This is a genomic window from Methylophilus sp. Leaf416, assembly GCF_001424665.1.
Taxonomy (GTDB): domain Bacteria; phylum Pseudomonadota; class Gammaproteobacteria; order Burkholderiales; family Methylophilaceae; genus Methylophilus.
The window spans coordinates 285,214-297,822 of sequence record NZ_LMQS01000003.1; the positions used below are offsets into that span (position 1 = coordinate 285,214).

At 47.9% G+C, this 12,609-nt stretch carries 13 protein-coding genes; 7 read left to right on the plus strand and 6 right to left on the minus strand.

The annotated features are described in order from the left end of the window. Window positions 1-20 precede the first annotated feature (20 nt). The 3 genes from ASG34_RS09180 to ASG34_RS09190 all read right to left on the minus strand — a co-directional run bounded on the left by ASG34_RS09180 (window position 21) and on the right by ASG34_RS09190 (window position 2,329). Window positions 21-881 carry a FecR family protein gene (locus ASG34_RS09180; protein ID WP_235559744.1) on the minus strand — a complete coding sequence of 287 codons (861 nt, stop codon included), beginning with the start codon at window positions 879-881 and terminating at the stop codon, window positions 21-23. Window positions 882-919: 38 nt separating this feature from the next. Further along, window positions 920-1,432: an RNA polymerase sigma factor gene (locus ASG34_RS09185; RefSeq protein WP_235559745.1), complete on the minus strand. Its 513-nt coding sequence runs from the start codon at window positions 1,430-1,432 to the stop codon at window positions 920-922. A gap of 237 nt (window positions 1,433-1,669) precedes the next feature. Further along, window positions 1,670-2,329, minus strand: coding sequence for an SDR family oxidoreductase (locus tag ASG34_RS09190; protein WP_235559746.1), 660 nt, complete (start codon window positions 2,327-2,329; stop codon window positions 1,670-1,672). Between the two features lie 239 nt (window positions 2,330-2,568). Between ASG34_RS09190 and ASG34_RS09195 the strand changes: the two genes are divergently transcribed. Beyond that, entirely contained in the window at window positions 2,569-3,450 is an 882-nt protein-coding gene (locus tag ASG34_RS09195) for a LysR family transcriptional regulator (RefSeq protein ID WP_055829764.1), read from the plus strand. 18 nt (window positions 3,451-3,468) lie between these two features. Here the strand turns inward: ASG34_RS09195 and ASG34_RS09200 are convergent, their stop codons facing one another. Then, window positions 3,469-3,795: an ArsR/SmtB family transcription factor gene (locus tag ASG34_RS09200; protein WP_055829766.1), complete on the minus strand. Its 327-nt coding sequence runs from the start codon at window positions 3,793-3,795 to the stop codon at window positions 3,469-3,471. Between the two features lie 91 nt (window positions 3,796-3,886). On the opposite strand from ASG34_RS09200, the gene ASG34_RS09205 reads away from it, so the two are divergent. From ASG34_RS09205 to ASG34_RS09220, 4 genes are all read left to right on the plus strand, one after another. Further along, window positions 3,887-5,077 (plus strand): MFS transporter, encoded by a 1,191-nt coding sequence (locus ASG34_RS09205; RefSeq protein WP_055829768.1) that lies wholly within the window; start codon window positions 3,887-3,889, stop codon window positions 5,075-5,077. Between the two features lie 33 nt (window positions 5,078-5,110). Continuing rightward, complete coding sequence (locus ASG34_RS09210) at window positions 5,111-6,217, plus strand: NADH:flavin oxidoreductase/NADH oxidase (protein WP_055829770.1); 1,107 nt, start codon at window positions 5,111-5,113, stop codon at window positions 6,215-6,217. A gap of 209 nt (window positions 6,218-6,426) precedes the next feature. Further along, window positions 6,427-7,191 (plus strand): SDR family oxidoreductase, encoded by a 765-nt coding sequence (locus ASG34_RS09215; protein WP_055829772.1) that lies wholly within the window; start codon window positions 6,427-6,429, stop codon window positions 7,189-7,191. Window positions 7,192-7,222: 31 nt separating this feature from the next. Further along, window positions 7,223-7,630, plus strand: coding sequence for a cupin domain-containing protein (locus tag ASG34_RS09220; RefSeq protein WP_055829774.1), 408 nt, complete (start codon window positions 7,223-7,225; stop codon window positions 7,628-7,630). Window positions 7,631-7,929: 299 nt separating this feature from the next. Here the strand turns inward: ASG34_RS09220 and pdxR are convergent, their stop codons facing one another. Next, window positions 7,930-9,372, minus strand: coding sequence for a MocR-like pyridoxine biosynthesis transcription factor PdxR (pdxR, locus tag ASG34_RS09225; RefSeq protein ID WP_055829775.1), 1,443 nt, complete (start codon window positions 9,370-9,372; stop codon window positions 7,930-7,932). A gap of 61 nt (window positions 9,373-9,433) precedes the next feature. Further along, window positions 9,434-10,045: a TetR/AcrR family transcriptional regulator gene (locus tag ASG34_RS09230; protein WP_055829776.1), complete on the minus strand. Its 612-nt coding sequence runs from the start codon at window positions 10,043-10,045 to the stop codon at window positions 9,434-9,436. A gap of 140 nt (window positions 10,046-10,185) precedes the next feature. Here ASG34_RS09230 and ASG34_RS09235 point away from each other — a divergent pair, with 140 nt between their 5' ends. Continuing rightward, window positions 10,186-11,091 (plus strand): alpha/beta fold hydrolase, encoded by a 906-nt coding sequence (locus ASG34_RS09235; RefSeq protein WP_055829778.1) that lies wholly within the window; start codon window positions 10,186-10,188, stop codon window positions 11,089-11,091. A gap of 57 nt (window positions 11,092-11,148) precedes the next feature. Then, entirely contained in the window at window positions 11,149-12,573 is a 1,425-nt protein-coding gene (locus ASG34_RS09240; RefSeq protein WP_055829780.1) for an MFS transporter, read from the plus strand. The last annotated feature ends 36 nt before the right edge of the window (window positions 12,574-12,609 follow it).

The following is a 12,609-nucleotide window of genomic DNA, read 5'->3' on the forward strand; positions in this document are numbered from 1 at the left end:
ACGTCGATGAAACTAGCACGTCATGAATGCATTTTTTGAATATTTATTTCCCCATTATTCGAACGAGTCACTTTTACCGGGAACATGGTATCCATGCTATCGAGCAATTGCTCAACCTTGCTGACGTCATAAATACCAGTGATCAGCATGTTTTCTACTCGGGGGTCCAGCTGGATAGGCGCTTTTCGGTAGCGCTGGATGCTGGCTATCGCGTCTTTTAATGGCGTTTTGTTAAACAGAATTTTCCCGATATGCCAGGCCGTTACCGCATCCATCTCTGCCAGATATGGTGTACCAGCCTTCCCGGCAGACGCTTTAATCGATTGACTGGCAATCAACCTGGTCTGCTGGTCACCAGTTTGTAACTCCACTTCACCTTCCAAAACAGTGGTAACAAACGATTGTTCCCATTTCGAGATATTAAACACCGTACCGATATCTACCACTTTGGATGTATCCACCGCAACCGTGAATGGCCGCCACTCATGTTTGACCGTAAAGGAAGCTTCCCCTTTATCCAGCGTCAATTCCCGGGAATGCAACCTGAATCTGGTCAGCAATGTCGTGTTGGAATTTAAATGCACACGACTGCCATCAGTCAATGTGTACTCTGCATTCTCGGAGTATCGAGTGGAATAAGTATCCGTTGAAATGGTTGGATTGACCGTCCACACCCCCAAAGCACAGAAAACCAGCGCTGCGGTATATTGCACCGTTTTAAGGACTTTTTTGCGGTTATCTCTATCCCGGTTCACCTCAGAAAATAATTCCTCTTTCGATGGAAACTTATCTCTAGCCGCTTTGATATAAGGCAACAAATCCGAAATAGTAGACTCGGTGTCTGGAGGCTGATGCGGCTGCGGTTGTTTGGAAGTATTCATCTGGTAAGAAGTGGGAGTGGGTTGACAGCTTATTTATTCTAAATGGATAGCTGTTTCCTGGCTATGGTGATATTTACCAGCGCCTTATTGAAATGCCGTGACACCATATTGGCGGATATTCCCATTTCGACCGCAATTTCATGCTGCGAAATTTCGTACAACTGATGCAATAAAAATACCTGCCGTTGCTTTTTCGGCAAGGCATCAATCATTTGCCGGATCTGCTCAATTTTTTGCGCAAACTCCAGTGCGGCGGCGCCATCATAAAAATGGCTATCGCCTTCAGCAGGCAGATTTGCAATGTAGCTCGCACCTACCTTTTCATGCCGGGTGCGGTCCAGCGCCCTGTTCATGCTTATTGTTCTCAGGTAGCTCAATGGCGTCCTGATCTCGGCAGTTGGGGGATTCTCCATGAGCTGGATGCAGACATCGTGCACGACGTCTTCGGCAAAATGGCGGCTGCCAAAATGATGATTAAGGTGATTGACTAACTCACCATAATGCAAGACCAGTGATGACAGCAGCCTACTTTTTGTGAGATCAATCTGCAAAGAGATACTTCTGTGAACAAACGGTTGAAAGACAATCAATTATATTGATAATGATTCTCATTGGCAACCTGGCTTGCTGCAATCCAACAAACTTTAACTTGGTGCTGCACTCATCAATATGCGCTGCAATCCTCGAATGCATGCTAACCATTGGCTGGCTAAAAGACAGCAAACACCACAGCAGCCACTTTCAGGGAGTGACTGGCTGAGGGTGCTGGTTAAAGGTGAATGGAAAAATTAGCTTTGCGGGTAAACCACTTCAGCTGTCCAGGTATCTTTGGGCTGGGAATACAGTTTCCAGAATTCCTCACCGATATCGGTCGCCTCTTTGGAATCCGGATTGACGAATGTGGCTACCGTAACACTTGCTATATGGATGCCCTGCTCTTTTAGGGATTCGAACAATGCCAGCGCCTGGGCGCGTATCCCCGCTTTCCCGATACTGATCGAAAGGTAGTCAGGATGCGGCGACAGCGCAAAACCACCGCCGGTTAATAATACTGTGCCTGAACCGTGCTTGATCATGCCTGGTGCAGCCGCTTGGGTAGCGGCCAGCGAGCCGCCGATATTCACGGCCAGATCGCTATTAAAGCTTTCGACAGGTTGTGTAGCAATCGTCGCCTGGCGTATAAATGCTGCGTTGTAATGCAGCACGTCAATCGCACCCTGTTGCTTTTCGACTGCGCTCACCAGCGCTGTTACGCTGGCAGGATTACCGGCATCCACCGTTTTCGCTTCCGCGGAATAACCTTTAGCCTTGAGTTTCTCCACCAAGGCGCTGGTTTTTTCTACGGTACGCGCACTTAACACTACGTGGAATCCCTCTTTGGCAAAACGTTCAGCCGTGGCGAAACCAATGCCAGGGCCACTACCAATACTTAAGAATGTTTTCATCATTGCTCCAGTCAGTTATAAATTGTAGGTTTAATTCAAAGCATCATTGCAGTTGATAAAGAAACACATCAGCGATTGATAGCTTTCATGCATGCATTTCTTATCGACATCACAGGTTGGTATTAGCTCAACCCAATCCGTTTTTTCACCTTTGAAATAAGTGATGACAGACATTGTGGTTTATTCACCAAAAGTGATAAATAGCTTATTATTAAAAATATTATTTACCTATAGTGTTCAATATGGATAGAGTCGAAAGCATGGAAGTGTTTACCAGGGTAGTAGAGCTTGGGAGCTTTACTGCGGCAGCGACTGAATGCCGGCTCTCGCCCTCCATGATCAGCAAACACATCAATGCATTGGAAAAGCGGCTTGGCTCTACTTTGTTAAAGAGAACCACCCGTACATTGAAGCTTACCGAAATCGGAAGTAATTATTACGAGAACTGCAAAGAGATTCTTAAGCAAATCAATGAAGCTGAAGCTGGCGCAGAAATATTGCGCGGCAAGCCCAGAGGCCAACTCAGGGTAAGCGCGCCTATCTGGTTTGGATCAATTACATTGACACCCTTGATCGCCGATTTCCTGCTTGAATACCCGGAAGTATCGATAGAGCTGACTTTAGCGGACCGGTTTGTGGATATTATTGATGAAGGCTTTGATGTAGCGATCAGGATAGGCGAGCTGGATGACTCAACCTATGTGGCGAGAAAACTTACCGAGTTTGAAGTGGCTACCTGCGCCTCGCCTGCTTACCTGGAAAGATATGGCACACCACAGCACCCGGATGATTTAAAACAATTTCAGTGCCTGAATTTCACCAACTGGAAACATGATGGCGGATGGAAACTGCTGAGCAAACATCTGGATAGCACCCTGCAGGCAAATTCGCGCTTTGATGCGAACCATGCCCAGTCACTGCGCACCGCCGCGATCAAGGGTCTGGGTTTGATTCTTTCTCCCAGGCTATTGCTCGATCAGGATATCAAAAGCGGTGCCCTGGTAGAGGTGCTTCAGGACTTCAAGCCGTCACCGAGACCGGTAAACGCTATTTATCCGAAAGAACGCCAGACGACGCCCAAGCTGGCATCTTTTGTCGATTACCTGATCGCACACCTGGCATAAGCTCAAACTGCAAAAATCTTAAACCGTGGTATCAGCGGCGGGACTTAGGACCCTGAGCACCGATTGCAGCACCCCGGGAAACTTCTGCTCTATTTCTTTCACCCTCAGTGCATTCAAATGCTCCGTGCCTTCAATCAGGGTTTCAACCAGCCCGGCTGCACGCAGGATTTTAAAGTGATGTGACATGCTGGATTTTGGACGATTCAAGTCGAACTCGCCACAGGTCATCTTGCGGCCAGCACTCGCCAGTCGCCCGACAATCTCCAGGCGTGTCGGGTCCGACAGCGCATACATGATGTCCGTCAGTTCAACTTGATCCAGACTTGGATGTTTGATTTGTCGCATGACTAAAATTTATCACAGTACTTGATATTATTCTATTGTTCGATTATATTCGAACAATAGAATTTCATCTAAGCATTTTTAAACAGGCAATATGAAAAAAGAAAAATCCTCCCAGGGCATTCCCCTCGCCCTCTATGCATTGATGGCGGGCGCGTTTGGTATAGGCACTACCGAATTCGTCATTATGGGATTGTTGCCGGAAGTCAGCCGGGACCTGATGGTCAGCATTCCAATGGCAGGATTATTAATTACCGGTTATGCACTTGGTGTTGCTGTGGGCGCCCCGATTATGTCGATATTAATGACTAAATTTTCACGCAAGAATTCGCTGCTGTGGCTGATGGGAATATTTACCTTGGGCAATTTGATTTGTGCAATCGCTCCTGACTACACCACGCTCATGGTAGCCAGGGTAGTCACCTCATTTGCACATGGTACTTTCTTTGGCATAGGCGCCATTGTAGCGACCGACCTCGTACCAAAAGAAAAACGCGCGTTTGCGCTGGCACTGATGTTTACCGGACTGACGGTGGCAAATGTGGTTGGTGTGCCGGCAGGCACCTGGTTAGGCCAGATGCTGGGCTGGCGATCAACGTTCTGGGCGGTAACCATGATCGGTCCTATAGCATTGGCAGCGCTGTTTTACTTGCTGCCTAAAGATCATCATGCTGAAAAAGTGGATGTGAAATCAGAGATAACTACCCTGCTGCAACCGCAGGTCATTGCGGGACTGTTGCTGACTATTATTGCTGATACTGGGCTGTTTGCCGTGCTGACTTACCTGGCACCGATACTTACCGATGTAGCCCTTTTTTCATCCACCGCTATCTCACCAGTGTTTCTGTTATTCGGCGTTGGCATGGTGATCGGCAATATCCTGGGTGCCAAGCTTGCCGACATTCATCTTGATAAAACACTGATAGGCGCATTGATATTCATCATCGCCATTTTGGCTTCGTTTTCATTATTCGCGCACAATCAGATTGCGGTAGTCACCCTCGTCGGTCTGCTGGGTGTTGCCGGTTTTGCTGCGGTGCCTTCATTACAGATCAAGATCCTGGAAAAAGCCAGCGGCGCGCCAACATTGGCTTCTGCCATGAATATAGGGGCATTCAATATCGGTAATGCCGCCGGTGCCTGGGTAGGCGGACTGGTGATTTCACATGGCCTTGGGCTGACCTCAATTGGCTGGATTGCTGCCAGCATCGTATTCGTTGGGCTGGTATTGGCAGTGATCGAAATGCAATTAGTCTCAGGCAAAACATATTCAACACCAGCATAAACATCATTTAAAAACTTAAGTAAAAGGACTCCTATGGCTGACTTATTTTCAAGCTACCAGTTAAAAGACGTAACTCTCAGAAACCGCATTGCCATCCCGCCGATGTGCCAGTATATGGCAGAAGATGGTGTAGTGAATGACTGGCACCTTGCCCATTACACCAGCCTGGCACGTGGTGGTAGTGGCCTGGTGATTGTAGAAGCTACCGGCGTCGCGCCGGAAGGCCGCATCACGCCGGGATGTTTAGGCATCTGGAATGATGCCCAGGCAGAAAAACTGCGCGAGATCGCGGCAGCAATCAAGGCGGCTGGCGCAGTGCCCGGCATCCAGATTGCGCATGCCGGACGTAAAGCCAGTGCCAACAAACCGTGGGAAGGCGACGACCATATCCCTGAAAACGATCCTCGCGCATGGCAAACCATAGGCGCTTCGCCGATTGCCTTTGGCGGCGACCTGCCACGCGTGCCTAAAGAAATGACCATCGCTGACATTACCCGAGTTAAGAATGACTTTGCTGCTGCTGCCAAACGCGCGCTGGATGCAGGATTTGAATGGCTGGAAATCCATTTTGCCCATGGCTACCTGGGTCAAAGCTTTACTTCAGCACACTCTAACCAGCGCACGGATATTTACGGCGGCAGTTTTGAAAACCGTTCACGCTTTACTATTGAAACACTGGAAGCCATTCGTGAAGTCTGGCCGGAAAACCTGCCACTTACCGCACGATTTGGTGTGATTGAATATGATGGTAAAGATGAAGAAACCCTGAGCGAATCCATTCAACTGGTCAAAGCCTGGAAACAGCGCGGACTGGATATGCTGAGTGTCAGTGTCGGCTTCACCATTCCGGAAACGAATATTCCCTGGGGACCGGCATTCCTGGCACCGGTTGCGCAGCGCGTACGCAATGAAGCGGGTATTCCGGTGTCATCCGCCTGGGGTTTTGGTGCGCCCACATTGGCAGATAATGCGATTCGCAATGAAGAACTGGACTTAGCCATGATAGGCCGCGCGCATCTGGAAAACCCGCATTGGCCTTATTTTGCGGCAAAAGCATTGAATCAGGAAAACGCAGCCTGGGTATTGCCTGCACCATATGCGCACTGGCTGGCTCGTTACAGAAGCCCGACAGAGGCCTGATACGCACCTCTTCGCTCTTGTTCAATAAACCTGCCATTCGGCAGGTTTATTTTTTCCGGGTATCAAGCACATTTAGATTCCTCAACCTGCAAGGCTGATCATGGCCTATGCATTTCTCACAATCATGGCTCTGTAGCTATCTTGCCGTCTCCAATAACATTCGTTCTGTCATTTAGTATCAATCATCAGGCATTTAGAGGAGAGATTTCATGAAAGCAGTCGTTTTTGGCGGTAGAGGTTTAATCGGTAGCAAGGTAGTTGAAGTATTGAACACACAAGGTCACGAGGCGATCGTTGCTTCACGCAATCTGGGTGTAGATGCATACACAGGCCAGGGCCTGGATGCGGTGCTGCAAAATGCAGATATCATTATCGACACCATGGATTCGCCAAGTTTTGAGGACAATATTGCGCGGGAGTTTTTTGAGAAAGCTACCAGCAATATTATTGCCGCAGCCAAAGACCAAGCCATTAAACACTACATTGCGCTATCAGTCGTTGGTACGCAGAACCTGCAAATTTCAGGTTATTTCCAGGGAAAACTACAACAGGAAAACCTGATCAAGGTTTCCGGCATTCCTTACACCATCGGACGTGCGACGCAATTTTTCGAGTTTGCCAGATTTATTGCGCAAGCTGCGACTGAAGATGACATCGTGCGTTTGCCCTCGGCAAAAATGCAGCCGATTGCTGCAATTGATGTGGCTCAGGCAATTGCAGGCATCGCGACCGGCACGCCCTACAACGCTATTGTCGATATCGCCGGCCCGGAACAGATTGCCATGAGCGAGTTTGCCCGCAGAACACTTGCTGCTGAGCAGGATGGCCGTGATGTCGTAACAGATGAAAGCGCCCTTTATGTACAGACTTTCCCAGTCAATGACGGCACCCTTACCCCAAGCCTGCACCCTGTTTTAATTGGCAGCCTAACCTTTAACCAGTGGTTGAGCAATCCTGGCAGAGCTTATAAATAAGACACCCTTATTGATTGAAAGGATACTCATCATGAAATTGATTCAAACAGTACTGATTTCCATCGCGTTATTCACCACGACTGCTGCAATTGCGCATGAGGGCAGTCATGATCACCCGGAGCTGACCATGATCATGAATAAAGACCTGAGCAATATTCCCGGCAAAGAAATGATTATGCTTACCGTGAATTACAAACCAGGCGAGATCGAAACGCCGCACAAACATGAAGCCCAAGCTTTTGTATATGTGCTGGAAGGTGAAATCGTGATGGCAGTCAAAGGGGGCAAAGAGCTCACCCTGGGCGCGGGCCAAAGCTTCTATGAAAGCCCTGAAGATATTCACACTGTGGGCCGTAACGCCAGCAAAACAAAACCTGCAAAATTCCTGGTATTACTGTTGAAAGACAAAAACAAAGCACCTGTTTTGCCAATCGACTAAACCTTAGCCAGATACTGGATGATGGTTTAAACATCCAGTATCCATGCACATTATTACGTGTCGGTGGATAGATATGAGAGTCATGCACGTAGACGCCAGACCGAAAATAACAGGTTCCAGTTCCAAGATGCTGTCAGCTTATCTTATTGCACAGCTCAAGCAAAAATTTGCCGGTTTGGAAGTCGATTATATGGATACTTCGGTACAACACCGCCCAACATTTCCCACGATTTTATTGAAGCGATATATACACCAGACATATAACGCAACCTGGAGATGAAAAAGGTGTTGTTGTATTTCTATTCAATGATGAAACTATTCTTCAGCTTGATCGCCATTTCTTCGGCGACTTTCTTGTTAGGCACATTGCTGAACCCGATCAGCAGACCGTTGTATTTGGGATCGATGGTCCATTTTGAAATAGGATAAATACCATAGCCCAGCTTGTTAAAGCTGCTACAGACTTCAGTATCAGAATACTGATGATCTAGAGACGCTACGAAGTGCATGCCGTTTTTGTGCGAGCTGATCTGTATTTTGTCCTCAAACACATCCATCAGCGCCTTGCTGGCCAGTTCGCGCCTGTGTGCATACAAGTCACGCATCTTTTTCAGGTGGCGCGAAAAATGCCCTTCGGTAATGAAATCATTCACTACCATTTGCGAAGTAATGGTAAAGCCGCGTTGATAGATAGCGGCCTTCTCGTTGCAGATATCCACCAGTCCAGACGGAACGACGATATAACCAATCTTCAATGCAGGAAAAATGGTTTTACTGAAACTGCCGGCATAAATCACCCTGTCGTATTGATCCAGGCTTTTTAATGAAGGCAGCGGATAGCCGGAATAGCGGAATTCCCCATCATAGTCATCCTCAATGATCCATGAATCATTAGCACTTGCCCATTGCAGCAGCTCAATCCTCCGCGCAGCCGAAAGTGGCAATCCCAGCGGGCTATGGTGTGAAGGCGTCACAATGGCCAATTTGGCATCTAGACATTTGTCGACTCCAGCAGACACGATCAGGCCCTGTTCATCAATCGGCACGCGGATGATATTGGCACCAAGGTCCTTGAGCAGCATGGCTGCCAGCAAAAATCCCGGATCTTCCATCCAGATATTCTCACCGTAAAACTTGAAGACCTTACTCAAAAAATCCAGGGCGCCCTGGTAACCATTGGTGATGAAAACCTGTTCCGGCTCGCACACCACACCGCGCGCAAGCCGCAAGTAGGCTGCGATGGATTGCCTTAATGGCTCATACCCTTGAGGCTCTTTGAGACGCATCTCTTCCGCTGACATTGCACGGACCCGGTTACCACTTAATCTTGACCATATTTTTCTGGGGAAAGCATCAAATGCCGGACAACCAGGTAAATAAATGGGAGAAACAGATTTTGCCAGTTCGATATCAGCTGTTTGTGAGACAGGTTGTTTGGCAACAGGTGGTACAACAGTCCTCAGTTTTTTAGCAGCCGGCTTGCGCAACAAAGTGGAGACATAAGTGCCGGATTGACCTTTGGAGATAAAAACCCCCTCTCCCAGCAGCATGGCATAAGCACTTTCAACCGTGCCTCTGGCGACATTCAGTTCGCTCGCCAATGTCCTGGTAGAAGGAATCCGGTCGCCATCATTCAGCAAGTTACTTTCAATGGCCGCTTTAAACCTATGGTATATCTGCAAATGGATAGGCTGCGTTTCCGAGCTATCAAGCTTGATGAATGTTCGTGGAGAGGAATCCATCTGTTAGCGGCATGGTTATTTATAATTAATCACACCTTAACAGATTCATATATTGATGTAATTACTTTGCTTTTGGCCAGGCACTTAAAGCCAAGTCGGCAATTGCCTTTAAATCGTCGTTAGAGGCGCCACTGGTCGCCTGCACCGACATGCCCTGATGCAAGGTTGCAAGATATTTCGCCAACGCATGCGGGTCGGCGTCACTTAATAAGTCGCCATCCTGTTTAGCCTGCTCAAAACGTTTGGTCAGCAAGTTTTCATAAGCGTTTCTATATTGTATAAGCACTTTTTTCACCATCTCGGCACTTTCGCCGCCGGATAACGCGCCCTGCACAATCATGCAACCTTTGGGATGAGAAGGCTGGGTTAAAAAATCGGCTGCTTCATATAGAAAACGCTTAGCCACAGCATGCGAGGTAGGTTCATTGATCACATCCCTCACAAAAGCCACCGGGCCCGTGGTGTATTTTGATAATGCCTTCATAAATAACTCTTCTTTATTACCGAAGGCGGCATACAAACTGGGCTTATTGACGCCTAAGGCTTCGGTCAGTTCAGCGAGCGATGCACCTTCATAACCTCTTTGCCAGAAAATCTGCAGGGCCTTATCAAGTGCCTCATCCATATCAAACACCCGTGGACGCCCTCGTAATTTTTTGGTCTCGGTAGTCATGCTTAAGCCTTTCAAATAAATAATATACCAATTGTTACAAAAAAATATTGACAAGGCAAGTGTTGCTGAATATTATTTATATACCAAACGGTATTAAATAAAAAAACTTTATCAAAATCGTATTAAAAAAGGAGCTGTTTATGCACAAATTTATCAAATCATTATTATTAATTGCCACTACATTTTCAATTGTAGAGCCTGGTATTGCCTCGGCAGCAGACAAACTGGAAACTGCTCCTACCCAATTTTTAGAAACCAATGGCGTTAAATTCTCCTATCGCGCATTAGGCCCTAAAACAGGAACGCCTTTAGTATTCCTGCAACACTTTACCGGCACCATGGATGCATGGGATCCGGCTGTGGTGAATGCCTTTGCAAAAACAAGGCCGGTAGTGGTCTTTAACAACCGGGGCGTGGGTGCTACTAATGGTGTCGTTGCTGACAATGTCGCACAAATGACCACTGACGCTTATGCTTTTATCCAGGCGCTCGGTTACAAAAAAGTAGACCTGTTGGGATTTTCACTGGGCGGGTTCGTTGCACAAGAACTGGCTGCGCAACATCCGGAACTCATCCATAAAGTCATTCTTGCCGGAACGACACATCAAGGCGGTGGTAACAATCTCATGAAGGTGCTGAATGAGGCATTTTCGAGAGCCAATGCGCCTGACCCCCGTGACTACCTGTTCTTCTCTCAAACCGATGCCGGCAAAAAAGCGGGCGCTGAATTTTTATCCCGCGTCTACGCCAGAACAAAAGACCGTGACCCTGAGAGTGGTAAAGACATTGCCGATGCGCATGGCAAAGCGCTGATCGTATGGACCAGCACGCCGGATCCGGAATACAAAACACTTACCGCCATCCAGCAACCGGTACTGGTGGTGACCGGAAGCAATGACACCATGTTGGACACTGCAGGGTCGATCACACTCTACAAACACATTAAAAATGCCCAATTAGTGCTTTACCCGGACTCAAACCACGGCTCTATTTTTCAGTATCACGATAGCTTTGTTAACACAGCCAACTATTTCCTGAATCATTAATTACAAAAGCCACCAGCAGTGGTGGCTTGTTTCATTCATGATGGATACGAGAAAAATATGACGACCACTGAAGCAACATACAGCCCGCCGGACAAAGCCACGCATAATGGATGGCGCGTGTTTGCGATTGCCTGTATCGCCATTTTTATGGTGTCGCTGGATACCACCATTCTGTATGCAGGCTTCAGCAATATCCTGCGTAGCTTCCCGGGCGCAACCGCCGCCGATTTATCCTGGGCGATGAATGCCTACTCGATTGTATATGCGGCTATGCTCATTCCAGCCGGGGGGATCGCAGATAAATTCGGCAGGAAAAAAATATTTATGCTGGGTGTGTTGCTGTTTGTCAGCGCCTCATTTGCCTGCGGCGCCTCACCCAATGTCGGCTTTCTGATCGTTGCCCGGATAGTGCAATCCATAGGCGCATGTTTGCTATCCCCCGCTGCGCTTGCCATTGTGCTTGAGGCTTTCCCAAGGGAAAAACGCATGGTCGTCATGGGCGCCTGGGGTGCGGTGGGCGCTTTGGCAGCGGCCCTGGGTCCAGGGATAGGCTCATTGATTATTGACATAGGCGGCTGGCAGTGGGCATTTTTTATCAACATCCCGATTGGCTTATTTTGTGTCTGGCAAAGCGCCTCTTCGTTGCAAGAGTCGATCCAGCCCAGGGATAAATTACGTCTGGATTGGGTAGGCATACTGCAACTGATGACGGGCGTCGGTGCGATTGCTTTCGGCCTTGTCGAGCTTAACTCTATTCACTGGTCTGCTGTAGAACTGCTCAGTATCGTAGTACTCGGCCTGGCCCTGTTACTCAGTTACATCCCTTGGGCAAAGTCTAATCCTGAGCCGTTATTCGAGTTAGGCCTGTTCAAGAGCGACACCTTCCTGTTTGCCAATATTGCCGGGTTTATATTTGCCATCGCCTTTGCCATTATGTTTTTTTCATTCTTTTTCTGGATGAAGAATATCTGGCACTTTAGCCAGTCGATGGCTGGCACTTCTATCATGCCAGGTCCATTAACGGTGGTACCAACCGCGATTCTTTCAGGCAAGCTTGCCTCAAAAATCGGCCATAGACCTTTATTGATTACCGGCACCATCACCTATGCCTTGAGTGGCTTGTGGTTCATGTTGGTACCGGATGCCAGCCCCGACTACCTGACTGAGTGGTTACCAGGATTAATATTGAGCGGCTTATCGGTAGGCCTGGTGATCCCTTCATTATCCGCAGCCTCCGTATTTGGTTTACCCGCCAAAGATTATGCAGTAGGTAGCGCCATCAATCATGCCGTGCGCCAGATAGGCACAGTTATTGGCGTTTCGCTGACCGTGCTGTTACTAGCCAAAGCAGAATTACAGATTGCGGACTTTCATCGCATCTATGCCATCCATATAACGCTGGCGCTGATCACCGGCTTATTGTGTTTACCCATCAATACGCATCCCAAACAATTACTAGTGAAAACAAGCGGCACTATTTGACACCCGTTAATGTTGAAAAGTTATTAAGGTCATTAT